The 23,700-nt window shown below is 71.1% G+C and carries 19 protein-coding genes and 1 tRNA gene; 2 read left to right on the top strand and 18 right to left on the bottom strand.

Going from position 1 to position 23,700, the window contains the following annotated elements:
* Window positions 1-86 precede the first annotated feature (86 nt).
* On the bottom strand, window positions 87-1,550 hold the full coding sequence (locus tag ACFYZL_RS14235; protein ID WP_384756441.1) for an MFS transporter: 1,464 nt from the start codon (window positions 1,548-1,550) through the stop codon (window positions 87-89).
* A gap of 181 nt (window positions 1,551-1,731) precedes the next feature.
* Between ACFYZL_RS14235 and ACFYZL_RS14240 the strand changes: the two genes are divergently transcribed.
* Window positions 1,732-1,803: transfer RNA gene (locus ACFYZL_RS14240), tRNA-Cys, on the top strand.
* A 102-nt stretch (window positions 1,804-1,905) separates the two neighbouring features.
* On the opposite strand, the gene ACFYZL_RS14245 is transcribed toward ACFYZL_RS14240, so the two are convergent.
* The 16 genes from ACFYZL_RS14245 to ACFYZL_RS14320 form a co-directional block, all read right to left on the bottom strand.
* Window positions 1,906-2,112 carry a hypothetical protein gene (locus tag ACFYZL_RS14245; protein ID WP_388678960.1) on the bottom strand — a complete coding sequence of 69 codons (207 nt, stop codon included), beginning with the start codon at window positions 2,110-2,112 and terminating at the stop codon, window positions 1,906-1,908.
* Between the two features lie 457 nt (window positions 2,113-2,569).
* The gene (locus ACFYZL_RS14250) at window positions 2,570-3,115 is read right to left on the bottom strand and encodes a hypothetical protein (RefSeq protein ID WP_388678963.1); all 546 of its coding nucleotides are present in this window, start codon (window positions 3,113-3,115) and stop codon (window positions 2,570-2,572) included.
* The gene (locus ACFYZL_RS14255) at window positions 3,115-5,430 is read right to left on the bottom strand and encodes a hypothetical protein (RefSeq protein WP_388678966.1); all 2,316 of its coding nucleotides are present in this window, start codon (window positions 5,428-5,430) and stop codon (window positions 3,115-3,117) included. Before ACFYZL_RS14255 ends, ACFYZL_RS14250 begins: the two co-directional genes overlap by 1 nt.
* A 9-nt stretch (window positions 5,431-5,439) precedes the next feature.
* A complete protein-coding gene (locus ACFYZL_RS14260) occupies window positions 5,440-5,865 on the bottom strand; it encodes a hypothetical protein (RefSeq protein WP_384583777.1) in 426 nt (141 codons plus the stop codon).
* 148 nt (window positions 5,866-6,013) lie between these two features.
* Window positions 6,014-6,709: a hypothetical protein gene (locus tag ACFYZL_RS14265; RefSeq protein ID WP_388678969.1), complete on the bottom strand. Its 696-nt coding sequence runs from the start codon at window positions 6,707-6,709 to the stop codon at window positions 6,014-6,016.
* Window positions 6,696-9,023 (bottom strand): hypothetical protein, encoded by a 2,328-nt coding sequence (locus tag ACFYZL_RS14270; RefSeq protein ID WP_388678972.1) that lies wholly within the window; start codon window positions 9,021-9,023, stop codon window positions 6,696-6,698. Before ACFYZL_RS14270 ends, ACFYZL_RS14265 begins: the two co-directional genes overlap by 14 nt.
* Before the next feature lie 11 nt (window positions 9,024-9,034).
* On the bottom strand, window positions 9,035-9,460 hold the full coding sequence (locus ACFYZL_RS14275) for a hypothetical protein (protein WP_388678975.1): 426 nt from the start codon (window positions 9,458-9,460) through the stop codon (window positions 9,035-9,037).
* Between the two features lie 37 nt (window positions 9,461-9,497).
* Entirely contained in the window at window positions 9,498-10,682 is a 1,185-nt protein-coding gene (mycP, locus tag ACFYZL_RS14280) for a type VII secretion-associated serine protease mycosin (RefSeq protein ID WP_388678978.1), read from the bottom strand.
* A gap of 21 nt (window positions 10,683-10,703) precedes the next feature.
* Window positions 10,704-12,137, bottom strand: a complete 1,434-nt coding sequence (locus ACFYZL_RS14285) for a WXG100 family type VII secretion target (RefSeq protein WP_388678981.1) — start codon at window positions 12,135-12,137, stop codon at window positions 10,704-10,706.
* Window positions 12,134-12,667, bottom strand: coding sequence for a hypothetical protein (locus ACFYZL_RS14290; protein ID WP_388678984.1), 534 nt, complete (start codon window positions 12,665-12,667; stop codon window positions 12,134-12,136). Before ACFYZL_RS14290 ends, ACFYZL_RS14285 begins: the two co-directional genes overlap by 4 nt.
* A 190-nt stretch (window positions 12,668-12,857) precedes the next feature.
* Window positions 12,858-15,155 (bottom strand): xanthine dehydrogenase family protein molybdopterin-binding subunit, encoded by a 2,298-nt coding sequence (locus ACFYZL_RS14295; protein WP_388679074.1) that lies wholly within the window; start codon window positions 15,153-15,155, stop codon window positions 12,858-12,860.
* A gap of 41 nt (window positions 15,156-15,196) precedes the next feature.
* Window positions 15,197-17,464 (bottom strand): 2Fe-2S iron-sulfur cluster-binding protein, encoded by a 2,268-nt coding sequence (locus ACFYZL_RS14300; RefSeq protein ID WP_388678987.1) that lies wholly within the window; start codon window positions 17,462-17,464, stop codon window positions 15,197-15,199.
* On the bottom strand, window positions 17,461-18,396 hold the full coding sequence (locus ACFYZL_RS14305; protein WP_384583762.1) for an FAD binding domain-containing protein: 936 nt from the start codon (window positions 18,394-18,396) through the stop codon (window positions 17,461-17,463). The genes ACFYZL_RS14300 and ACFYZL_RS14305 overlap by 4 nt, the downstream gene beginning before the upstream one ends.
* Window positions 18,397-18,713: 317 nt before the next feature.
* Window positions 18,714-20,354 (bottom strand): beta-N-acetylhexosaminidase, encoded by a 1,641-nt coding sequence (locus ACFYZL_RS14310; protein ID WP_388678990.1) that lies wholly within the window; start codon window positions 20,352-20,354, stop codon window positions 18,714-18,716.
* 157 nt (window positions 20,355-20,511) lie between these two features.
* Window positions 20,512-20,796: a DUF3039 domain-containing protein gene (locus ACFYZL_RS14315; protein ID WP_030010729.1), complete on the bottom strand. Its 285-nt coding sequence runs from the start codon at window positions 20,794-20,796 to the stop codon at window positions 20,512-20,514.
* 28 nt (window positions 20,797-20,824) lie between these two features.
* The gene (locus tag ACFYZL_RS14320) at window positions 20,825-21,385 is read right to left on the bottom strand and encodes a YqgE/AlgH family protein (RefSeq protein ID WP_384583754.1); all 561 of its coding nucleotides are present in this window, start codon (window positions 21,383-21,385) and stop codon (window positions 20,825-20,827) included.
* 264 nt (window positions 21,386-21,649) lie between these two features.
* Between ACFYZL_RS14320 and murA the strand changes: the two genes are divergently transcribed.
* Complete coding sequence (gene murA / locus ACFYZL_RS14325) at window positions 21,650-22,993, top strand: UDP-N-acetylglucosamine 1-carboxyvinyltransferase (RefSeq protein ID WP_384754433.1); 1,344 nt, start codon at window positions 21,650-21,652, stop codon at window positions 22,991-22,993.
* Between the two features lie 374 nt (window positions 22,994-23,367).
* Here the strand turns inward: murA and ACFYZL_RS14330 are convergent, their stop codons facing one another.
* A complete protein-coding gene (locus tag ACFYZL_RS14330) occupies window positions 23,368-23,649 on the bottom strand; it encodes an HU family DNA-binding protein (RefSeq protein ID WP_007264399.1) in 282 nt (93 codons plus the stop codon).
* Window positions 23,650-23,700 lie beyond the last annotated feature (51 nt).

Consider the following 23,700-nt stretch of genomic DNA (forward strand, 5'->3'; position numbering starts at 1 on the left):
GGTCTTTCCCGCTGCCGTGACCGGGAACGCTCACCGGGCCGCGCCGCCCTCCACGGCAATCCTTTCCGGCCACGGCAAGCGGCGACCTAGGCGGGAACGGCCGCCTTCTCCCCGTCCCCGTCCAGCCGGGTCGAGACCCACGCCCCCACCAGCGCCACGCACGCCATCGGCAGGAACACCACCAGGAACGCCGCCGGGTGCGCGGCGCCGGCGCCCGCGGCCGGATCGTGGCCGGCGCCCACCGCTCCCCCGCCCAGCGCGGCGAAGGCAGCGCCGCCGGCCGCCAGCAGCACCACGTTGGCCAGCGCGTCGGAGATCTGCAGGGCCGCCGAATTCGCCCCGGCCTCCTGCGGCGCCGACAGCTTCAGCAGCAGCACGCTCGTGGAGCCGATCACCAGCCCCATGCCCAGGCAGCCGACCGCCCAGGACACCGCCACCGTCCACACCGGAACGGACGCGATCAGCACGGCCGGCGCCGTGGCGATGGCCAGCGCGACCATCACCATCCCGGCCACCATCAGCCGCTCCCGGTACGGAGCCATCCGGCCCTTCGACTGCACCCACGAGCCGCCCGCCCAGGTCACCCCGCCCAACGCGAGCGAGAACCCGGCCATGGTCGGGCTCAGGCCGCGCTGGGTCACCAGCATCAGCGGTACGAAGCTCTCCGCCGCGATGAACGACCCCGCCGCCACCCCGCGCAGCAGCACCACCGACGGCAGCCCGCGCCGCGCCCGGTACGTCCCGCGCGGCAGCAGCCCCAGCACGGCGGGCACGAGCAGGGCCGCGCCGACCGCACCCGGCACCAGGGACCACCACTCCAGGTCCTGGGCGGCGTACTGCAACAACCCCGCGCCCACCGAAATCCCCAGTGCCAGCCGGATCCGCCGCCGGTCGAAGGCCACGGGCTCCCCGCCCACGGGCCCGGAGGCGGTCCGCCGGATCGCCGGCAGCGCCACGCACAGCGGCACCACCACCAGGACCGGTATCCCGAGGAACACCCACCGCCACCCGAGGTGCTCGGTGACGGTCCCGGACGCCAGCGGACCGACGATCGACGGCACCACCCAACTCGCGGCGAAGGCCGCCATGATCGCGGGCCGCAGCCGTTCCTCGTACGCCCTGCTCACCACCACGTACAGCGCGACGATGACCAGCCCGCCCCCGAAGCCCTGCACGGCCCGCCCGAGCACGAACACGCCCATGACCTGGGCCGTCCCGGAACACACCAGCCCGGCGGCGAAGGCCCCGATCCCGACGGTCAGCGGCCGCAGCGGCCCCTGCCGGTCGGCCCACTGCCCGGACAGGACCATCCCGAAGAGGCTGGTGGTGAAGTAGGCGGAGAACCCGAAGGCGTACAGCCCGATCCCGTCCAGCTCTCGCGCGGCGACGGGCATGGCCGTCCCGACGGCGGTGGCCTCGAAGGCGATCAGGAAGACGACGGAGATGATCCCGACACTGAGCGTCCGGTACGCGGGCCCGAGAACCCCGCCCGGCGACGGGGCCGGGGCGGGCGGGGATATCCGGGGCACGGGGCGTTCAAGGGCACTCATCGCCCCAGAGTAAGGTGCGTGCCCACTTTTCGACCCTGTCAATTAGACGGATCCCGACCTCCGTCTCGGGCCCTGGGCCTCCCCGGACTGTGAACGCCGTATGGCAGTCACATTGCACCCCACCGGAAACCCTTCCCGACCGCCGCGGACCCCCATACGGTCATGTCCATCACCACCACACAGCCGTGTGCCCGAGTGGTTGAGGGACTCGCCTGCAAAGCGAGTTACGCCGGTTCGATTCCGGTCACGGCTTCGACGAAAGACCGCCCGACCAGGCGGACCAAGAGGGCGGTACCCCTGGAGGGGGTGCCGCCCTCTTGGCCTTGCGTCTCGGACAGCGAGCGCGTTGCGGGCTTCAGTCGACCTGCTCCCCGTCGTACATACCGCCCTTGCAGACGTTGGCCGTCAGATCGGCCGTTCCTCCGCCCTGCTTGCACTCGGAAGGGGTGACGACGGATGGGGCACCCCGTGCGGTGGCGGCGGCGGTGGCGACGCCTGAGAGGCCGAGTCCGGCGAGGGCTGCCGCGGCGATGACGGCGGCGAAGATTCGTCGAATGCGCATTCGGTTTCCCTTTCACGGATTGACTCGGTTGGGGCACTGGTCAGCTCGATCCGCACCCATGTCGACGGCACGTCACGTTGCCCCATTCGGGTTGCAGTGCTGTCAGGTGCGAGCGCGGGGTCGATCACGCGGCCCGTCGGACAGGCCTGGATCAGTGGACCTGTCCTCGCTATTCCAAACTAACAATTCCCGCAAATGGGCGCATTTTGGCGCACGGCTCCGCAGGCAGTGAGGTCGTGAGGTTGCCTCACTGCCTCTGCGACAACGTCGGCCCGCACTTCACGGTGTGCCCCTACCGGACGGCCAGGGCGGCCCCCATCCACGCGGCCCACGGCAGCCCGCCAGGGGACACCGAGGATCAGTGGCACGGTCGCCACGGCGTGGCGCGCGCCCTCAGCGCCACCTGGCCGGCACGAACCTGCGAAGCCGGCTACGCCGTTGGCCGTGGTTGTCGTCGTCAGGAGGCGCAGTTCAGCTGCTTGCGGGTGAACTCCTGGAAGTCCTTCATGAGCCGTGTGTTCAGCGCCCTCACCTCCGCGCTCTTCATGTCCGTCGGATTGTGGCTGAGCTCCAACTCCAGCTCGAAGGACTCCGTGGGGGTGCGACAGGTGTAGAGGAGCGTCGCACCGAAGTCCCACACCAGGCCCTTGCGCCCGAAGTCGAGCTTGGCGGGATGGAGGGGGTCGAAGGCCTGCCAGAACGCGTCGGATCCCAGCGGCTTACGGCTGACCTGTCCGGTCAGCGTCGTTGCCCCGTCCACCCCGACCCGGCAGGTGACCGTCTTGAGATCGGCGGGCAGCGCGAAGGCGTCCCGGGTGTCCTCCGTCACCTTCTTTCCACTGCCCAGCAGGGGAAGGACCGTCTTGCCGTCGAACGCGTCCCAGCACACCCTCGCCGGCGCCTCCGGAGCCGTGGCCTTCTCCTTCTTTTCCGAGCAGCCCGCCAGCAAAGCACCGGCCGCCGCCACGACGGCGACGGCTCGCAACGAACTCGCCATGCCCATCAGGAACCACCCTTCGAGCTGTCCACCAGGCCGCGACCGACCGTGTGGGCGACCGAGGACTCCTTGGAGGCCGCACCGGCGAGCGTGTCGATGTCCCGCTGGGACAGACCCGAGCCGATGGCAGCGCTGCGGACCGCTTCCTCGGCCGACTTGCTGACACCGCGGTCCGCCTTCGAGTACATCTCGGCCACCGCCTTTTCGGTCTCCGCGGTCTTCTCCTTGCCCTCTTCCTTCGCCCCGTCGACGAAGTACTCGGTGACGTCCTCCTGGACCCACTCCACGATGTCACCGGCCAAGGGCACCATTTCCAGGTACTTGCCGCCGGCGGCCGAGATACCGCGGTTGATCCACTTGGCCCCGTCCTCGACGCCCTTCACGTACTCCTCGTTCGCGTGGGCGGTCTCGCCGTGCATGCCCTGGGCACGGGCCTCCGTCATCATGCCCGCGATCTGCCCACCGGGCTGCACGGCGAGTTCCACCGCCTCGGACAGCTGGGTGTACTGGCCGTGGTGCTGGACGACATCGTTGACCAGCACCGCCGTGAACGCCTGGTTGGCGTTGGTGATCGCACCGTAGGCCCCGGGATCCTGAGCGACCGCCCCTAGGAAGCGAGACACCGTCGCCTCGTCGAATTCGGCCATGGTGCCGCTGACCTTGATCTGGTTGCCGCCGTTCTCGGCGGACGCCTGGAGGTCCGGGATGTACTCCGCCGCCATGTTGCCGAAGTGCCCCGCCAGGGGGCCCAGCCGGGGCTTCTTGTCCTCGTCGTCCGGGTCCTGCGCCACCAGGGACGGGTCGTCGCCCACCTTCTCGACGACGCGCTCCATGATCGAAGCCATCTCCTTGGTGTGCGGCACCGGCTTCGCGTCCTCGTCGCCCGCCGCGCGCCCGCTGACCGCCGCTTCCAGGGCGGAGCCCAGCGCGTCCTGGGCCGGGCCGGCTTCGCCGTAGGGGTGGCTCGGCGTGCGGTCGAAGGCGTCCGCCCACGACTCCTTGTCGAGCATGTAGTCGACCATGCCCCGCGCCTTGCCGTGCTGCCCGTCCACGGCCTTGTCGGCCGTCGTCACGATGCCGTCGCCGTTGCTGTCCTGGCGGACCGGCTCGTTGAAGAAGGCCGTCGCCGCGTCCGGGTTGTGGGACATCGCGTCCATCAGGCCCGTCAGCGGGTAGAAGCCCCGGCTGCCGTCCTTGGCCTGGCTGAGCACGACCTTCGGGTCGTACGGGGCCCCGTGCTCCCAGTCCTTCGCGTGCTCCCGGTCGAACGCGACCATGTCCCGGCCGACCGAGGTCAGGAACTCCTTGTCGTACTTGCCCTCGTGGAGCAGCGCGCCCAGCGCCTGGTAACCGTAGATCTTGCTGGTCAGATCGCCGGTGACCTGGATCTCCTTGCGGCCCGCCTTCATCAGGTCGTTCGTCCAGGCCGCATCCAGGTGGTTCGGCGAGTCCTTCTGCGTGGCGAGCCCCAGCATCGCGCCCATGTCGTTCTGGATGTTGCCGACCATCGCCAGCCGGTCCTTGCCGGCCTCGCCCAGCGTCGACGCGTCGATCGACAGCTTCGCGTACGCCTCGAGAGTGCCCTCGGGGCCGAGCTTGCGGTAGAAGTCCGGCGCGAACTCCGGGTCGTTGCGGTTGTCGTCGAGCAGGTCCTCCAGCTCGCGCAGCGCCTCGGGATTGCGGGCCACCCCGCCCGGCTCCTTGCTGAGCTTCTTCATCAGGTCGGCGGCTCGGTCGGCCTGTTCGCCGTCCAGGGTGGTGTACTTCGGCCCGCTGAAGTCGTGGTCGTCCGAGACGTTGGCGCGCAGCGCACGGGTGAGGGAGTCGTCGGCGTCCGCGACGTCCTCGACGAGCCGGTCCACCTTCGCCTGCCAGGCCTTCCGGTTCTCCTCCTCCTTGCGCTTGAACTCCGCGTAGTCCGGGTCGTGCCGCGCCGCGTACTCGGTCTTGGGGTCCATCGGGATGGCCGTGACCTTGCCGGCACCGTCCACGCGGAACCCGGCGGCGGGTGCCTCCTCCTCGACGGCCTTCTTCAAGGCGTCCCGAGCCGTCTTGATGGTGGTGTGACCGTCGCTGAGGAGCTGCTGGACGCCTCTGGCCTCCTTGGCCGCGTCCTCGAACTCCTTGGCCGTCTTGTCGACGAACGCCCGGCCGACCCCGGCCGTGACCCCGCTCCACTCCGCCTTGTCTGCCTTCGCCTTCATGCCGTTGCGAGCGGCCTCGGCCATCTCGTCCAGCTTGTCGGCCATGGCCTTCCAGTCGGTGGCCGCCGTCTGGAGCTTGTCCAGCGGGGCGTGCATCACGTTCTCGTACGTCAGCATGGGGAAGGCCTACTTCAGGTACTTGTCGATGGCGGATGCGGTGAAGTCGGCCTGGAGCTGCTGCTCGTCCTGGGCGTGGGACTTGAGCGAGTAGTTCAGACCGTTGGAGATGTTCGCGCAGGCGGCGACGAGGGTCTTCACCTGGCTCTCCCAGGTGCTGTTGACCTTCGCCAGCGCCGCCCCACTCGCGAAGTTCTCCTTCGTGAGCGCACCCGCCGCCTCCGTGGTGGCGGTCGCGGCATGCTTGCCGTCGGTCTGGAGCCGACTGTGCAGCTTGAAGGCCTCGGAACCGATCGCGCCGATGTGGTCCTGGTTGAGCTCCAGGTCGCCACCACCGCCACTGCCGCCGGGGTCCATCGGCACGTGGTTCAACCGCATGGAGACATTGGCCGCGGCCGTGGCGCGCGCCGCCGACCATTCCTCGTCGAACGACATCGCGTGAACTCCTGTGTGTCAGGTCGTGGGGGGTGGGGAAGTGTCAGCGGCTACGGCGTACGACGACCGCGGTGGCGGGGCACCGGCGATCACCAGGCACTGTAACGCTTGTTCGAAATCCGGTCACGTCTTTGCCGTGGGCCTGCGGCTAGCCCGCGGGAGCCTGTTGCATGGTCGGTTTGTCGGTCAGTCCGCCGTTGTCCTTGCAGCTCAACTCCTTGGCCAGCGCGACGGCACCGGCGTGGGCGAGAACCAGGTTGGCCTCCTGGTACTTGACGACATCTCCTTGGGGGAAGGTGCGGTTCCACGCGCTGACGGCCAGCACCGCCGGGGACGTGCCATCGGCGCCGGCCACCTTCGGACTGAGACAGTCGACGTACACGACGGCCTTGTTCACATCGGCCCAGGCACCGTGTCCCACCACGTACCGTGCGACCCCGGGGCCGCTGTGGGTGGCGTCCGCTACCGCTGGCCGTACCCGCTCGACCGTCACGGTCAGGTCGGCGATGCCCGCCTGCGGGCCCTTGTGGACGGAGCAGATCCGCTGCTCGCGCCAAGCACCGTCGTCCATGGGTTCCGCGGCCAGCCTCCGCGCCGCGTCACCTGCGCTTTCGTCGTCCGCCGACTGCGCGAACGTCTCCGCACCGAGCGTCGTCCTGAGCGCCTTGCCCTCGTCTCCGGCGAACAGCCCGTGGCAGACCCGGCCCGCGACGACACCCGGCTCGGACTCCTCCTCGCCGCCGTCCGCGCCTCCGCCCCCGCACGCGGTGAGCATCAGAGCCGCCGCCGAACCGGCCGCCACTGCTCCGCGCCGCACCCGGCCGGTCCTCTCACTCCGGATCATGGCCCTGCTGGTCCTCTCGGTCGGCGCCCGTGCCGTAGCCGATCAGAGCGGCCTGGCGTAGGTCCTCGGCGAACCCGGAGTCGGTGACACGCAGGTCGTGCTGATTGATGAAGCGCCTGGAGGGCGCCTGCATCGTCTCCTCACCGGCCCGATAGATCTCGTTCTTCTGCTCGCGGAGCTCCTTCTTGGAGTCGTCCTCGTGCCGCTTCTGTTCCGCCTCCGACCAGTCGCCCACCACCTGGCCCGCCATCTGCTCCAGCGCTCCACTGCCGGTGTCCACGGCCAGGGGCACGAGAATGGCGGCAGCCCCCACGGCGGCCGTCGCCGGGAGGAAGGCCACTCCCGCCGCGATCGCCGCTCCGGTGCCGAACTCGATCCAGGCGCTGCGCTTCTCCAGCGCCTTGTTGTACTCCTCGTCCTTCGCCACGTGGTTTTCCTGCACCTGGTCCGCGCGGGATTTGTCGAGCATCCCCTGGACTTCCGCGCCCACCCGAACGGTCTCCCGGGCGGCCCCCTTGTCGATGTGCCCATCGGGACCGACCTGTGACTCCAGGACGGACGTCGAGTAGACGCGCTCGGCGGTGGACACGGTGGCGTAGGCGTCGGGGTGCTGACCCAGAGCGCTGAGGAGCTTGCGGGCCTCATCCCGCTCCAGGGTCATGTGACCGGTCGAATTCTTCGCCTCGAACGGGGTGTGGGGGTCGTTCTCGGTCAGGGCGCGGTTGACGTCGTCGATGTATCCGGCGGTCATGTTCCCGACGCTGTCCGCGAGCGACTCGTGAGCCTTGAGCAGGCCCGCGTCTCCGCCGTACTTGGTGACGACTTCCTTCATGATGCTCGCTGACGTGTCGTCCCGCACCAATTGCGGTGACGGGTCGTCCCACGCGTGGCCGAGCGTCGCCGCCTCCAGAGCATGCCCCAGCGCGTCCGGCATGTACTGCTGGACCTTTTTCAGGTCGTCGAAGTTCGTGCCCTCCATGTCGATGGTGTAGTCGTACTTCTCGTTTCCGAAGAAGTCGAGGTAGCTCGTGACCGGCTTCTTGTCCGCGCCCTTGCCAAGATCGGCCGCGCCCGACTTATCCGTGCCGTCCTGGTTGTACGCGTGCGGCGTACGGTCCGGGTCGAAGAACTCTTTCGCCGCGTCCGGACTGTGACCCATCGCCTCCAGGAAGCTGACCACCGGGTCGTAGCCCGCGCCGTTGACCCCCGACGGGTTGAACAGGTTCTTGCCGTACCCGTTGATGTGCCGCGTCGAGTTGAAGAAGTCCGGGTCCTTGGCGTGGATCTGCGTGGCGTGCTCGGCGATGGGGACCAGGAACTTGGGGTCGTAGTTCCCGTAGCGCATGATGCCGCCGAGCAACTGGTAACCGTACGGCGGATTCTGGTCGTACTTCCCGAGCGGAATGTGCTGGGTGCCCAGCTTGCGCAGCTCCTGGGCGTAGCTGTCAGGCAGATGCGGATCGTTCTTGGAGTTGGTGGCGGTGGCCAGGTTGAGGCCCAGGTTCTTCTGGAGCTCCTGGACGTCCTTCAGGCGCTGCTCGTCGAGCTTGGAGTAGTCGTAGGTGTCGGTCGACAGGTACCCGAAGAACTCGAGCGCTCCCTTGGGGCCGAGGGTCTCGTAGAAGTTCTTCGAGAACTCCGGCACCTTGGCGTTGTCCGCCAGCAGTTCGTTGAGCTCCACGAGCTCGTCGTGGCTGATCTCGCGGCCCTTCTTCGCGAGATCGGCGGCGCGGCCGGCCTGTTCGGCGTCGAGGGTGGCGTACTTCGGGCCGCTGAAGTCGTGCCCGTCGGTGACGTTGGCGCCGAGCATGCGGGCCAGCGACTGGTCGACGTCGTCGCAGTTGTCGATGATCGCGTCGATCTTCTGCTGCCACAGGCCGCGGTTCTCGCTCAAGGACCGCTGGTAGTCCGGGTCGTGCCGGGCCGCGTTCCGTTCCCCTTCGGTCGCCGGCAGGATGGCCGTGACCCGTCCCGTGGCGTCGACCTGGAAACCCGCCGCCGGGGCGTCCTCTGTGGCGATCTTCTTCAGCTGTTCCCTGGACTGCTTGAAGACGGCGAGGCCCTCGGTCAGGGCCGTATGGATGCCCTTGGCCTCCTTGGCGGCGTCTTCCAACTCCTTGGCCGTCTTGTCGACGAACGCCCGGCCGACCCCGGCCGTGACCCCGCTCCACTCCGCCTTGTCGGACTTCGCCTTCATGCCGTTGCGAGCGGCCTCGGCCATCTCGTCCAGCTTGCCGACCATGGCCTTCCAGTCGGTGACCGCCGTCTGCAGCTTCTCGACGGGCGCGTTCATCACGTTCTCGTACGTCAGCATGCGGACTCCGCCTACTTGAGGTATTTGTCGATGGCGGATGCGGTGAAGTCGGCCTGGAGCTGCTGCTCGTCCCGGGCGTGGGACTTGAGCGAGTAGTTCAGACCGTTGGAGATGTTCGCGCAGGCGGCGACAAGTGTCTTCACCTGGCTCTCCCAGGTGCTGTTGACCTTCGCCAGCGCCGCCCCACTCGCGAAGTTCTCCTTCGTGAGCGCACCCGCCGCCTCCGTGGTGGCGGTCGCGGCATGCTTGCCGTCGGTCTGGAGCCGACTGTGCAGCTTGAAGGCCTCGGAACCGATCGCGCCGATGTGGTCCTGGTTGAGCTCCAGGTCGCCACCACCGCCACTGCCGCCGGGGTCCATCGGCACGTGGTTCAACCGCATGGAGACATTGGCCGCGGCCGTGGCGCGCGCCGCCGACCATTCCTCGTCGAACGACATCGCGTGAACTCCTGTGTGGGGGGAGGGGCGGTCGGACTCAGCGGTTCCGGCGTACGACGACCGCGGTGACGGCACCGCCGATGAGCAGGCAGGCTCCCAGACCGAGGCCGATCCAAGGAAGGAGACTGCCGTCCTTCTTCTCGTCCGCCTGGGCGGCGGGGGCGGACGCGGTCGAGCTGGGGGCCTTGGCGTCCGGCGAGCCGGAGGGGGTCTTGGATCCGGAGGTCGCTGCCGCCAGGTCGGGCAGGGGGTAGACGTCGGCCGGGCCGGGGTCGCCGGGGTTCTGCAGGGCTACGCGGGGCCGGACGATGCCGTAGCCGATGTAGTCGTTGCGCTGGCTGCCGTCGACGGGCTTGCCGGCGTTGTTCAGCAGGACGCGGAGGACCTGGTTGTTGGTCCAGTCGGGGTGGGCGGACCAGAGGAGGGCGGCGGAGGCGGAGGCGAGGGCGGAGGCGTCACTAGTGCCGTGGCTCTTACAGAGCCCCGTCTTGCCCTTGCAGGAGGTAACGATGTCAATGCCCGGCGCAGCCACATCCACTTGGGGGCCGTGCATCGACTCCTTGGTCGGCTCGCCCTTGGCGTCCACAGCTCCGACACCCACTACTCCGGGAGTCCCGGCTGGGTAGGCGAGCTCGTTGGTCGAATCCCCGTAGTTGCCGACGGCGGCAAAGAGCAACTTTCCTTTCGAGAGCGCATACTTCACGGCGGCGGCCCGCCCCTCGTCCTGCTCTGGCTTGCTTGGACGCCCCATGGAAATGTTGATGACCTTGGCGTCCGAGTCCGCTGCATATCGAATGGCCGCGACCATCGCCGGGGTATCCGCATCTTCAAGCGTGTCGGGCACGCGGATCGGGAGGATCTTGACTCCAGGTGCAAGGCCGTACGCGCCATCACCGCTCGGATGCTTCCCGGTACCGGCGATCACTCCAGCCATGGTGGTGCCGTGGCCGTAGTAGTCGTTGTCCCTGCCGACCTCGGCACCGTCAACAGCGAATGTCTTGCCCGGGAGAACCTGGCCTTCAAGTTCCGGGATCTGATTGACACCGGTATCGATCACCGCGACGGTGATCCCCTTACCAGTGCTGATCTTCCAGATCTCGTCGGCCTTCATGGCGTCGAGATGCCATTGCTGCGATCGAATGGTCTCCGCGTGGGCCGGAGTCGCGGCGACCCCGGCCAGCAGAAGGCCCACCAGGGCCGAGGTCGCCTTACGCATGCGCATCCCGTGCAATGTCCGTTCCGCTCAGTCGATCACCGGCGGAGCAACACGACGGTTGCCCTGCCAGGTCTCTTCGTCTTCGACCAGGTAGTCGGGGCGTTCGCCCCCCTGGTCGTCCCGTCGCTTACCCGGAGTGTGCGTACCCGCGCCGACAGCGCCATTCCGCACCAAGCCCGAGCCGCCCTGGGTGAACGGCTTACCGCCCGCGATCGGACGACCCGCCGCGGACTGGCGCCCACCAACGATGCCTCCCGGCTCGGAAGCCAGTCGACGGCCCGCCGAAACTCCGCCCGCGCCACCACCGTGAGCACCGCCACCCATCGGACCGCCCATGCCGCGGCCGGCCTGAGCTCCTTCGCCGATGACCGTCCCTCTCGGGATACCCGAGCCGGGACCGTTGGACGTCACTGGACGACCGCCCATGATGCCGGCGTCACGCGGGGGCATACCACCGGCCCTGCCAACCTGACTGTTGGGACCCGTCAGGCGCGGGTACGGGCCGAGTCCCGGCCCTGTGCCCGGGCCGGTTCCCTTCAGGCCGCCGACCGGGGGGAGACTCACGGGCGGAACGAAGGGGCCGGGAGCGGGACCGATGGGGCCCGGCCCGGTGGGCAGCGGCCCACCGGGCGTGGTCGTCACCGGCGGCACAGTCCGGTCCGGGAGCGTGCCGAGGGAGTCGAGGCCCACGTCCACTTTGTGGTCAGGGATTTCCGGCACGGGCACGGACGGGACCTGGCTGTCCGGCTGCGGTGGGTGCCCGGGAACCCACCCGGGCTCGTTCGAAGACGTCCCAGTACCTGAGTTTGACGGCCCGTACGAGTATCCGGCCGAGCCGGATCCCCCACCGGACCCTCCCCCGGACCTCGCCATATCCTGATCGCCGCCATAACCGACCGGCACCAACACATCCGGCGGCGGAGGAAACGTCGGGGCCGTCGCCTGAGCCTTGTTCATCTGCACGGTGGAGTGGTCGTACGCCCCAGCCAGCTTGTTCATCGCGTCGACGGCCCGCGCGTGGTCTCCGTTCAACCTCCGCCACGCGTCCTGGCCGAGCTGCACCGCATCCGGATCGTTGTGGTACTTGCGGGAGAGCTCGAGGTTTTCCTTGAGGCTCGCCTCGGTACCTGCGCTGTAAGGAGGCATGTTCCCCTCCTTACCGTCGGCCCCCTTGACCTCGCGCATGACCTGGGCCGTCTCCGTCATGGCCTGGCCGCCTGCGGCACTGAACTCAGCCAGCACCAGCGTGGCACTCCCCGCCTGACTCACCCAGTTCCGGTAGGCCTCGGCCGCTTCGCCCTCCCAGCCGTTGACCTTGTGGTCCTTGAGCTTGTTCCCGATCTCCTCGATCGTCGTGGCGGCATCGGTGAGTAGCGTCCCCAGCGCGGTCACGCCTTCCGGGTGGATCGCAGCCACCATCGCATGCAGCTGTGCATGCGTGTAGACCTCATAATTCGTCATCCGAGAACGCCGCCCTTCTTCGTCCCGTTCGGCTGCGGACTGTTCGGCGTGGCCGGTGCTCCTACGGCCGTCTTGTCCGCGTACGGGTCACGTTCGCGGACGTACTGATCATGGGCCTGCTTGGCCAGGACCGCCATGCGCCGCTTGGTCTCCTCGTCCGCCTCGGCAATGCCCTTGCCCGCGGACTGTACGGCGATGCCCATGGCCTCGATCAGCACGGCCAGCCCCTTCGACAGCTTCTCCAGCTCCGTGTGGACGGTGTTGTAGGAGCTGTAGAGCTTCTTGGCCTCGGTGAAGTCGCCCAGGGCTGCCGCCGGCAGCTTGCCGTCGGCCAGCCTCCCGTGCTGTGCCGAGGACCCGTCGAGCTTCGTCAGAAGGTCGTTCACCAGCTTCTGGTAATTCTTCAGGTCGTCGTACTGGATCCGCAGCGCCGCCGCCGCGCCCTGGGCGGCGGCCTGCGCGGCGATGTTGCCCGCCAGGCTCGCCGCAACGCCCACGCCGAACAGATCCAGCCCGTTGTCCTCTGCCACGTTGGTCTCCCCGACTCCCCGTCTCCCCGTGGTCGCGGCGCTCGTCAGCGCCGCTCCCCGTCCCCGTTCGCGCGCGTTCACTCGCGTTCACTCGTATTCACACGCGCGCGGAATCACTCTGACCGATCACTCTAGCCATCGGTACCGACAGCCCCAAGTCCGGGTTGCACGTGCAATGCGGGTCACACGGTCACGAGTTGGGCACTGCGACCGCCGCCGATGGCCGGATCGGGAGCCTGTTCACCGGGCGGCCCGTGGCCGCGCGTACTGCCGAGGCTACCGCCGCCGGGGCCGTCACCACAGGGACCGCGCTCGCCGCCTTCGCGCCGAACGGGGCCACCACGTCACGCTCCTCGACCAGTTTGACGATGCGGACCACCGGCGCGTCCAGCGCCGTCGGCAGGGCGTAGCCCGTCAGGTCGGGGTGGCGGACCAGGCCCGAGACCGTGCGGAGGTTTTCCGTCAGCGCCGCGCCCACGCCCTGCGTGACTCCCGCTTCGATACGGGCTTCCAACTGGCGGGGGTTGAGGATGCGGCCCACGTCCTGGGCCACGGCGAGTTCCACGACGCGGACCGAGCCGAGTTCGATGTCCACGTCCACCACCGCGCGGATCGCGCAGAAGGCGAGGCCGACGAAGGCGTCGCCCTGGCCGTCGGCGTCCAGGGGCTCCGTGGGGTGGGGGCGGCACTGGGCCGTCGCCCAGAGTTCCTTGCCTTCCATGGCCTCCGCGACCGTCATCGAGAAGGCGCCGTCGTACGACGTGATCCGGCCATCCGCGATCTGCAGGAGTTCCGTGGACATGCCGAGTTTGTGGGCCATCGGCTGGAGGAGTTGCGTGCGGACCATCTTCGCGGCGCGTTCGACGGCGCCACCCGACACCCACGTGTGGCGGCCGTGCGCCGCCGGGCCGGCCGGCGGCTGGTCCGTGTCGACGGGGGCCGTGGTCACCTCGTCGACGCCCAGGACCTCCTGGACGATCTGGCGGGCGAGGGTCGCGAAGCCCTGGCCGGTGTCGACGGCCGCGCAGATGACCGTCGCCGCACCGTTCACCACCTTCACCGTGGCGGTGGAAACCTCGTCGGTGCCCTCGGCGCCGAGCATGTGCACCATGCCGACCCCGTAGCCGACGCCCCGCCGCACCGCGCCCGGCTCGCCCGCGCCCTCCGGGCCGCCCGGCAGCAGCCACTCGTCCTCCGGGGTGTCCTTCGGGAGGGAGGGGAGCTCGAAGTCGCGCACCGCGCGGAGGAGTTCGGCGACGGGGGCCGGGCAGGTGACCGTCTGGCCGGTCGGGAGGAGGTCGCCCGTGGCGAGGACGTTGCGCATGCGCAGTTCCGCGCCGTCGATGCCGAGGGCCGCGGCGAGTTTGTCCATCTGGCCTTCGTACGCGGCGCAGACCTGCATCGCGCCCTCGCCCCGGACGTGACCGGAGGGCGGGTTGTTCGTACGGACCGCCCAGCCCTCGACGAAGGCGTGCGGGACGACGTACGGGCCACAGGCGAACGCCACCGCCGCTGCCAGGGATTCGGAGGACGAGTCGGCGTACGCTCCGCCGTCCATCAGGATCTGCGCCTCGACCTTGACCAACCGCCCCTCCGCGTCCGCGTGGTGGCGGTAGCGCAGCAGGGTCGGGTGGCGGTGGGTGTGGCCGAGGAAGGACTCCTCGCGGGTCGCGGCCAGCTTGACCGGGCAGCCCGTGCGCAGGGCCAGGAGGCCGAGCGGGAGCTGGAAGGCGGCGTCCTCGCGGTCGGCCGTCGCGCCCGGCACGCCGGTGACGACGACGCGCACCCGGTCCGGTTCGAGGCCGAAGCAGGCGGCGGCCAGGTCGCGGTCGGTGTGCGGGTCGGTGGAGGCGGTGTACAGCTCGACGCCGCCGTCGGGGCGCGGCACGGCCAGCCCGGCCTCGGCGCCGATGGGGGCGGGGTCCTGGCGGCCGATCCGGTAGAGGCCCTCGACGACGACCTCGCCGGTGACCTCCGGGTCTCCGTAGCGGAGCGGGATGTGCCGGATGAGGTTGCCGTCGGGGTGCAGCGGGGCGGCGCCGAAGGACTGCTCCGGGTCGGTGACCGCGTCGAGGAGCTCGTACTCGACGGCGATGGCGGCGGCGGCGAGGCGCGCGGTGTCGGGGTGGTCGGCGGCGACGGCGGCGATGGGCTCGCCGTGGTGGCGGACCACGTCGTGCGCGAAGACGGGCCGGTCGGCGATGCGGCGGCCGTGCGTGGTGGCGCCGGGGAGGTCGGCGTGGGTGACGACGGCGCGGACGCCGGGCATGGCGGCGGCGGCCGTGGTGTCGATGGAGAGGATCCGGGCGTGGGCGTGCGGGGAGCGGAGCACGGCGGCCCACAGGAGGCCCTCGGCCCACAGGTCGGCGGCGTAGGGGAAGGTGCCCTCGGTCTTGGCCCGGGTGTCGGCGGAGGGCACGGAGGCACCGATTCCGCGGGCGACCTGCCGGTCGGCGGGGTCGGTGGGCGCCGCCAGGGCGGTCACCATCGTGTTCAGCGTCGTCGTCGCCGTCGCCGCGTCCTGCCCGCTCACGCCGTGCCTCCGTGGTGGATGCCGCCCTCGCCGGGCGCTGCCTGGTGCGGAATGAGCGGCTCCGGCGAAGCCGCCGACTCGGCGGCCGCCGTGGCCGCCGCAGCCGCCTCGCGCTCGGCCACGACCTCGCGCACGGCGTCGACGACCCCCGAGTAGCCGGAGCAGCGGCAGAGGTTGCCGCAGAGCGCCTGACGGGTCTCCAGCTCGCTGGGAGCGTGGTTGCCCTCCAGCAGGTCGTGGATGGTCATCGCCATGCCGGGCACGCAGAACCCGCACTGCACCGCGCCCGACCTGCACAACGCCTGCTGCACGTCCGAGAGTTCCCCGTCCGTCGCGAGACCTTCGACGGTACGGACCTCGCTGCCGGCGGCCGTCGCCGCAGGGACCAGGCACGAGGCGACGAGCCGGCCGTCGACCTGCACGGCGCATGCCCCGCATTCGCCCTGCGAGCAGCCGTCCTTGGCCCCGGCGAGGCCGAGGCGCTCGCGCAGCACGTAGAGCAGGGATTCGCCGATCCAGGCTCCGGTGACGGGACGATCGGCGCCGTTCACGCGCAGGACGTAGGAGGCCTGGGGGTGTTCATTCTCTTCTTCGTACGTCGGCCCCTCGGCCGGGACACCTGCGGTGGGGTCCTCGGCCGGGGGTGACAGGGCACTGTCGGCGGCGTCCCCGTCCGGCGCGGGCACGGCGGCGGCGTCCGTCGGGGCCTGGGCGGGGTCGACCGGGCCGGCTTCGTCGGCCTCGGCAGCGGGCTCGGCGGCCTCGGGCCGGGACCCCTCCGCGTGAGCGTGCGGGCCGGCGTCGGCGGGGTCCGCCGCGGGTGCGGCGGCCGGGGCGCCGACCGGTACCGGCTCGGGCTCAGCCGGGGCCGGCCCGTTCCCGAAGGCGTCGAAGCCGCGTCCGTCGGTGCCTCCGGACGGCGCGAACTCGGCGTGCCCGGTGTGTCCGGTGTGTGCGGTGTGTGCGGTGTGGCTGCCGTGCCCGGTCTGGCCGGTGTACTGGGCCTGCCCGGGCTGACCCGCGTGCCCGGCGGCTTCCGCATGGCCGGTGAGGTCGATGTGGCCGGTGTGACCCACGTGCTCCGAGTGACCCGCGTGCCCGGTGTGCCCGGCTCCGTCCGTGCCGTCCGCGTACTCCGCACCGTCCCCGTGCTCCGCGTGGACCGCCTGCTCCGCGTGCCCGCCGTACTCCGCGTGCCCGTCGAACCCCGCGTGCCCGCCGGGCCCGCCGAACCCGGCGTGCCCCCCGAACTCCGCGTGCTCCGACGCCCGCGCCCCCTCGGCCGGGGCCTGCGCCGCGCCGTGGGCGGCGTCGATGTCGTGCGGGGTCGGGTGCGCCGGCTCGTCCTCCGGGAGCGGGGTGCCCACGCCCGGGCCGCCCAGCACCCTCGGGCCGCGCGGCGCGGTGCCCACGCCGGGGCCGCCGAGCAGCCGTCCGGAGGTCGCCGCGGTGGCGGCGGCAGCGGCGGCCGACGCGGCCGCGGCCGCGTCGGTGCCCGGGAGCGTGCCGGGCAGCGCGCCCGTGTCCTGCGTCGGGTACGCCCACGGCGCCGGGGCGCCGCCCGGCAGCGTCGCGGGGGCCTGGCTCCAGTCGGCGGCCGGCGCGCTCGGCTCCGCCGACGGCCGGAAGTCACCCTGCTGATCGGAAAGTCCGGGGGCTCCGGAGAGTCCGGCGGTTCCGGGTGCCTCCGGCGTCCCGCCGTACTCCCCGTACTCCGCGTACTCCGAGTACGCCGGCACCGCCCACTGCCCCGTCGAGGCCTCGTCCTGGAACCGCCACTCCGCCGTCGCCCCGGGGTCGTGCACCGGCGGCTGCGCCTGCGCCTGCTCCGGCTCGGCTTCGGCGAACGCCGCCGCCACCGCGGCCGGGATCGGGATCGACGCCGGGATCGGCCCGCCCACCGGGGCGGGCGTGGGCGCGGGAGCGGGACCCGGGTCGCCCGGGGCGGAGCCCCCCGCCTCGGGCCACTGCACCGGGATCGTCCAGGTGCCGGTGGCGCTCGGGTCCGTGGTGGCCGAGCCCAGCGGCACGATCATCGGCGGCGGCACGTACCCGTGCCCGGGCGCCGCGAGGGGCTCCCCCGTGCCGAGCGCGTCCAGCATGTCCTGCGGCAGTTTCACGAAGGCCGTGGCGTCCGAGTCGTACTCGCCGCCCTGCGGGACGGGTTCCCAGCCCCAGCCCGCCGTGCCGTTCGCGCCGTTTGCGCCGTTCGCGCCGTTTCCGGCGTTCCCCTGGGTCACGTTCTCGTTCTCGTTCCCGCTCATGAGGTCAGCGCCCTCCCCAGGGCCCTCCGTGCCAGCACGGCCACCGTGCGCCGCAGGTGCAGCACACCGGGAGCCACCGGGTCGCCCTGGTCGGGCACGCAGGCGGCGCCGACGTACTCGCCGAAGGCCTCCAGCGCCTCGGGGGCCAGGCTCCGGTCCCCGTCCCAGTCGATCAGCGAGGCCACCCACTGCTCGGCCTCCAGCGGACGCAGCGGCATCGGGGCCACCGCTCCGATGGCGCACCGCACCCCCCTGCGCGCGGGATCCAGTACGAGTCCCACGGACGCCACCGCGCGGCCCGGCCCCGTACGACCCGTGGCCTTGAGGAACACCTGCGGCGCGTGCAGCAGCGGCACCCGTACGAAGCCGATCAGTTCTCCGGGCCGGAGCATCTCGCGGCCCGCCAGCAGGTGCGAGACCGGGATCTCGCGCTGACCGAGCGGCCCGGCGACGAGGAGCACGGCCTCCAGCGCGGCCAGCACGGGCAGTGCGTCGCCCGTGGGCGCGGCCGTGGCGATGTTCCCGCCGAGGGTGCCCGCGTTGCGGATCTGCGGCGGTCCGGCGGCGCGTGCGGCGGCCGCCAGCGCGGGGATCAGGGCCGCGAAGTCGGGCCGTCCCATGCGCGCGTGGGTGAGTCCGGCGCCGAGGAGTGCGTGGCCGTCCTGGTACTGCCAGCCGCGGATCTCGTTGATCCGGCCCAGGCCGACCAGCGCGGCGGGCCGCAGTTGCCCGGCGTTGACGGCGGCCATGAGGTCGGTGCCGCCGGCGACGGGCACGGCGGCGGGCATGGCGGTGAGCGCCGCCACGGCCTCGTCGAGCGAGGTCGGCAACGTCACGGACTGCGCCGCGTGCGGGGCCTGCGCCGAATGCTGGCCCTGCGCGCCATGAGGCGCATCCGACGCGTGCGGTGCTTGCGGTGCGTGCGTGGTCAACCCAGCTGCCCCTTCCCGATGTCCCGGTCCCGGCGCTCACGCCTGTCCGCCGTACGGTACGTGCTCACCGCCGGGACGTGGCAACTCTGGCACATCTTCCGGGCCGCTCCGCGCGAGGGTGGGCCGGGGCGGGGGTCGTCGGGCGGTCGGGCCGTCACGGGCCACCTCCGGGCTTCCTCACGGCCGTTTCCGGGCTTCCTCCCGGACGGGCCGTTTTTCCCCGTATAGGAGGAAAACAAGACAGAGTTCCGATTCCAGGCAGGGGCGGTGCGCCCACCGCGGCACCGCCGTCCGCCCCGCCCGACGTCACACGATCGTCACGCGATCGGGGGCTCCCCCTCGATCGGACGCCCGAGCACCCCCGGACGCCGCTGCCACGGCAACGGGCCCCCCGGCGGCCGGTAGTCGACGCCGAGCGCGTCCAGTCGCGCGTAGTGCGCCGACTCCATCCGGCGCTCGAACCGGGCGAAGTCCCGCTCCTCCGGGGCCGGCTGCCAGGACCACACGACCTCCGCGAAGGCCGCGAGCCGGGGGAACGTCTGGTAGTCGACCCGCGCCCGGTCCTCCGCCACCTCGGTCCACACGTTGGCCTGCGCGCCCAACACCCGGGCCGCGGCCGCCTCGCTCATCTTCGGCGGTACCGGCTCAAACCGGTACACGTCCTCCAATGAGCGGACGTATCCGATCGGCATCGGCTCATCCCCGCCCGCCGCCTGACGGTGGTCCAGGTACACCTGCTGCTCGGGGCACATCACCACGTCGTGCCCGGCCTCGGCGGCGGCGATCCCGCCCGCGTAGCCGCGCCACGAGGACACGGCCGCGCCGTCCGCGAGTCCGCCCTCCAGGATCTCGTCCCAGCCGATCAGCCGCCGCCCCCGCTCGGCGAGCCAGCCGTCGAAGTGCCGGATGAACCAGGACTGCAGCCCGTCCTCCCCGTCCACCCCCAGCTCGCGGATCCGCTCCTGCGCGACCGCGGAGGCCTTCCACTGCGCCTTGGGGCACTCGTCCCCGCCCACGTGCACGAAGGGCGAGACCTCCGCCGGAAAGAGCTCCAGCAGCTCCTCGAAAACGCCCTCGTAGAAGCGCAGCACGGCCTCGGTCGGCGCGAGCACGTTCTCGTTGATGCCCCAGTCGTCCCACACCCCCAGCGCCGAGGTGTCCACGACGTCGGTGTTGCCCAGCTCCGGGTACGCGGCGATCGCGGCCTGCGAATGCCCCGGAAGGTCGATCTCCGGAACCACCCGTACGTGCCGCTCGGCGGCGTACGCGACGATCTCGCGGATGTCGTCCTGGGTGTAGAAGCCGCCGTGCGGGGTCTCGTTCCACAGCGGCGAGGCCCGGTGCCCCCACCGGCTGCGCGCCCGCCAGGCGCCGACCTCGGTCAGTCGCGGGTGGCGCTTGATCTCGACCCGCCAGCCCTGGTCGTCCGTCAGGTGCAGGTGCAGCACGTTGAGCTTGTGGGCGGCGATCAGGTCGATGTAGCGCAGCACGCCGTCCTTGGGCATGAAGTGCCGCGCCACGTCGAGCATCAGCCCGCGCCACCCGAAGCGGGGGCTGTCGGCGATCACCACGTACGGCAGGCTCCACTCCCGCCCGGGCAGCGGCGCCTTGCGGTAGACGTCCGGCCCCAGCAGTTGCCGCAGCGTCTGGTAGCCCCGGAACAGCCCGGCCGCGCTCCTGCCGACCAGCTCGACCCCCGTGGCGTCGACGGTGATCCCGTACGACTCCGGCCGCGACGGCTCCCCGAACTCCGGGTCCAGGCGCAGCCGCAGGTCGGCGGCCCCGCCGGGCCCGGCGGCCGGCAGGCTCCAGCCGGTGGCGGCGCCCAGTTCCCGGCGCAGCAGCCGCGCCACGCCCTCGGTGCCGGGGCCGGCGTCGAGGACCGGTTCGGGCCCGAACGCGTGGCGGCGCCCGCCCTCGTCGAAGTCGGCAACCTGCGGTACGGGGATCAGGTCCATGCGGCGGCACCCTTCGCGACAGCTCGTTGCACTGTGCGCAACACCTGTTCCGCAGAGTGCTCGTCGAGCCGACCCTAGCCCCCGCCCGGTGCACGGCAAAGGCCCCCGACCGCACTCGCGTGCGACCGGGGGCCTCGGCCCTGCTCGGCGGGACGGACTACTTGTCCTTGCCGCCCTTGTCCTTGTCCCCACCGGGGCCCATGGACTCGTAGATCTCCTTGCACATGGGGCAGACCGGGTACTTCTTCGGGTCCCGGCCCGGCACCCAGACCTTGCCGCAGAGCGCGACGACGGGGGTGCCGTCGAGCGCGCTCGCCATGATCTTGTCCTTCTGGACGTAGTGGGCGAAGCGCTCGTGGTCGCCGTCGCCGTGGGACACCTGTGGCGTCGGTTCTACGAGGGTCCCCGTACCAGTCCCGCGCTCGGGCTCAAGAGTGCTCATAAAGCCAGGGTACCGATCCCCGCACGGGTCAGTTGAGCGACGGGTCGTCCGGATAGGTGGCGACCATCGCGAGTTCGCTGCGCTGGCGGCGCAGCACCGCCCGCCAGAGCCGTTCGGGGTCGGGGAAGGACACGTCACCGGGCTCCGACTCCACCACGTACCAGGCGCCGGTGCCGAGCTCGTCCTCCAGCTGGCCCGGGCCCCAGCCCGAGTACCCGGCGAAGATGCGCAGCGAGCCCAGCGCCGAGGCGAGCAGCTCCGGCGGCGCCTCCAGGTCCACCAGCCCTATGGCGCCGTGCACCCGGCGCCACCCGAGCGGACCCTCCTCGCCGGGGATGACGGCCACCCCGAGCGCCGAGTCGAGCGCGACGGGCCCGCCCTGGAAGACCACGCCCGGATCGCCCGCCAGCGGCGCCCAGGGCAGCAGTACGTCGCCGACGCCCACGGGAGTCGGCCGGTTGAGGACCACGCCGAGCGAGCCCTGCTCGTCGTGGTCGAGCAGCAGCACCACCGCGCGGTCGAAGTTCGGGTCCGCGAGGGCGGGGGTGGCCACGAGCAGCCGCCCTGTGAGGGAGGACACCTCGGTCATGCCGACATGATCCCGCACATTCGCCCGTCGCGGGGAGCCGACGGCGAGATCGAATCGTACGCAGCTCAGGGCGCACCGCAGCAGCGGGGAGGGCGCGCGGCCGGCACAGCCGGAACGCGACGCTCCGCCATGTGGTGGATACGGAGGGTGTTGTACCGAATTCATGACAGTCCTACGGCCACGTCACCCTTACGAACAAGGGGGTGGTGGCCCTTACCCTTGTCACTCGCCCCCCGCCCACCCCCTCTCCGGAACGCGAGATTCATGACCGGCATCAGTGACGATGTACTGCTTGTCCACGGCGGCACCCCGCTCGAGGGCGAGATCCGAGTCCGCGGTGCGAAGAACCTCGTGCCCAAGGCCATGGTCGCCGCGCTGCTCGGCAGTGAACCCAGCCGGCTGCGCAACGTTCCCGACATCCGTGACGTCCGGGTCGTCCGCGGGCTGCTCCAGCTGCACGGGGTGACGGTCCGTCCCGGCGAGGAGCCGGGCGAGCTGGTGCTCGACCCCTCCCACGTCGAGAGCGCGAACGTCGCCGACATCGACGCCCACGCGGGTTCGTCGCGCATCCCGATCCTCTTCTGCGGTCCGCTGCTGCACCGCCTCGGCCACGCCTTCATCCCGGGCCTCGGCGGCTGCGACATCGGCGGCCGTCCGATCGACTTCCACTTCGAGGTGCTCCGCCAGTTCGGCGCGACCATCGAGAAGCGCGAGGGCGGCCAGTACCTGGAGGCCCCGCAGCGACTGCGCGGCTGCAAGATCCGCCTGCCCTATCCCTCGGTCGGCTCGACCGAGCAGGTGCTGCTGACGGCCGTCCTGGCCGAGGGCGTCACCGAGCTCAGCAACGCCGCCGTGGAACCGGAGATCGAGGACCTCATCTGCGTACTGCAGAAGATGGGCGCGATCATCTCCATGGACACCGACCGGACCATCCGGATCACCGGTGTCGAGCGTCTCGGCGGTTACAACCACAAGGCGCTCCCGGACCGCCTGGAGGCCGCTTCCTGGGCTTCCGCGGCCCTGGCCACCGGCGGCAACATCTACGTGCGCGGCGCCCAGCAGCGCTCGATGATGACCTTCCTGAACACGTACCGGAAGGTCGGCGGCGCCTTCGAGATCGACGACGACGGCATCCGCTTCTGGCACCCGGGCGGCCCGCTCAACGCCATCGCGCTGGAGACCGACGTCCACCCCGGCTTCCAGACCGACTGGCAGCAGCCGCTGGTCGTGGCCCTGACGCAGGCCTCCGGCCTCTCGATCGTCCACGAGACGGTCTACGAGTCCCGGCTCGGCTTCACCTCGGCGCTCAACCAGATGGGTGCTCACATCCAGCTGTACCGCGAGTGCCTGGGCGGCAGCGCCTGCCGCTTCGGCCAGCGCAACTTCCTGCACTCGGCGGTCGTCTCCGGCCCCACCAAGCTGCAGGGCGCCGACCTGGTCATCCCCGACCTGCGCGGCGGCTTCTCGTACCTGATCGCGGCGCTGGCGGCCGAGGGCACCTCGCGCGTCCACGGCATCGACCTGATCAACCGCGGCTACGAGAACTTCATGGAGAAGCTCGTCGAGCTCGGCGCGAAGGTCGAACTCCCGGGCGGCGACCTGGTCTGACCCGTACGGCCCAGCCGGTACGGACGAAAGCCCCCCGGGCCCCGCACAGGGCCCGGGGGGCTTTCCCTTTGCCCTGCAAAGGGCCTGACGGGGCCTCACCGGCGCCCCGGAGGCGCGGGGCGCCCCGGGAGGCCCCGAAGTGCGCGGAAGCGCACAGGAGGGCCCGGAAACGCGCGGGAGGGCGCGGCGAAGGCCCGGAAGCGCGCGGGAAGGGCACGGGAGTGCCTGGAGAAGGCCCTGCAAGGGCCTGGGAGGGCCTGGGAGGGCCCCTGGAAGGCCGAAGGGCGGCCGCCCCGCTCGGGGGCGGCCGCCCTGGCCGTTCTTCGTACCACTGCCGTCCCGAGGCCCTGTGCGGGCCTCGGCACAAGGGCGTACTACTTGCCCTTGGCGGCTTCCTTGAGCTTGGAGCCCGCGGAGACCTTCACGCTGTAGCCGGCCGGGATCTGGATGGGGTCGCCGGTCTGCGGGTTGCGCGCGGTGCGAGCGGCACGGTGGGTGCGCTCGAAGGTCAGGAAGCCGGGGATGGTGACCTTCTCGTCGCCCTTGGCGACAATCTCGCCGACGGTCTCGGCGAGCGCGGCCAGAACGGCGTCGGCGTCCTTGCGGGTCACCTCGGCGCGCTCGGACAGAGCGGCCACCAGCTCACTGCGGTTCATGTTGTACTCCCGTGTTCAACTTGCCTTAGAGGCGTGAGATCGAAGCCGATG

It is taken from the genome of Streptomyces sp. NPDC001717 (genome assembly GCF_042892775.1).
In the GTDB taxonomy this organism is placed as follows: Bacteria; Actinomycetota; Actinomycetes; order Streptomycetales; family Streptomycetaceae; genus Streptomyces.

Excerpts from the sequence above, each read along its gene's own strand:
- ACFYZL_RS14255 (WP_388678966.1), bottom strand. The coding sequence starts at position 5,430 with ATGCTGACGTACGAGAACGTGATGCACGCCCCGCTGGACAAGCTCCAG.
- murA (WP_384754433.1), top strand. The coding sequence starts at position 21,650 with ATGACCGGCATCAGTGACGATGTACTGCTTGTCCACGGCGGCACCCCG.
- ACFYZL_RS14320 (WP_384583754.1), bottom strand. The coding sequence starts at position 21,385 with ATGACCGAGGTGTCCTCCCTCACAGGGCGGCTGCTCGTGGCCACCCCC.
- ACFYZL_RS14315 (WP_030010729.1), bottom strand. The coding sequence starts at position 20,796 with ATGAGCACTCTTGAGCCCGAGCGCGGGACTGGTACGGGGACCCTCGTA.
- ACFYZL_RS14330 (WP_007264399.1), bottom strand. The coding sequence starts at position 23,649 with ATGAACCGCAGTGAGCTGGTGGCCGCTCTGTCCGAGCGCGCCGAGGTG.
- mycP (WP_388678978.1), bottom strand. The coding sequence starts at position 10,682 with ATGCGCATGCGTAAGGCGACCTCGGCCCTGGTGGGCCTTCTGCTGGCC.
- ACFYZL_RS14245 (WP_388678960.1), bottom strand. The coding sequence starts at position 2,112 with ATGCGCATTCGACGAATCTTCGCCGCCGTCATCGCCGCGGCAGCCCTC.
- ACFYZL_RS14275 (WP_388678975.1), bottom strand. The coding sequence starts at position 9,460 with ATGTCGTTCGACGAGGAATGGTCGGCGGCGCGCGCCACGGCCGCGGCC.
- ACFYZL_RS14260 (WP_384583777.1), bottom strand. The coding sequence starts at position 5,865 with ATGTCGTTCGACGAGGAATGGTCGGCGGCGCGCGCCACGGCCGCGGCC.
- ACFYZL_RS14310 (WP_388678990.1), bottom strand. The coding sequence starts at position 20,354 with ATGGACCTGATCCCCGTACCGCAGGTTGCCGACTTCGACGAGGGCGGG.
- ACFYZL_RS14235 (WP_384756441.1), bottom strand. The coding sequence starts at position 1,550 with ATGAGTGCCCTTGAACGCCCCGTGCCCCGGATATCCCCGCCCGCCCCG.
- ACFYZL_RS14295 (WP_388679074.1), bottom strand. The coding sequence starts at position 15,155 with ATGGTGACCGCCCTGGCGGCGCCCACCGACCCCGCCGACCGGCAGGTC.
- ACFYZL_RS14265 (WP_388678969.1), bottom strand. The coding sequence starts at position 6,709 with ATGATCCGGAGTGAGAGGACCGGCCGGGTGCGGCGCGGAGCAGTGGCG.
- ACFYZL_RS14250 (WP_388678963.1), bottom strand. The coding sequence starts at position 3,115 with ATGGGCATGGCGAGTTCGTTGCGAGCCGTCGCCGTCGTGGCGGCGGCC.
- ACFYZL_RS14270 (WP_388678972.1), bottom strand. The coding sequence starts at position 9,023 with ATGCTGACGTACGAGAACGTGATGAACGCGCCCGTCGAGAAGCTGCAG.
- ACFYZL_RS14300 (WP_388678987.1), bottom strand. The coding sequence starts at position 17,464 with ATGAGCGGGAACGAGAACGAGAACGTGACCCAGGGGAACGCCGGAAAC.
- ACFYZL_RS14285 (WP_388678981.1), bottom strand. The coding sequence starts at position 12,137 with ATGACGAATTATGAGGTCTACACGCATGCACAGCTGCATGCGATGGTG.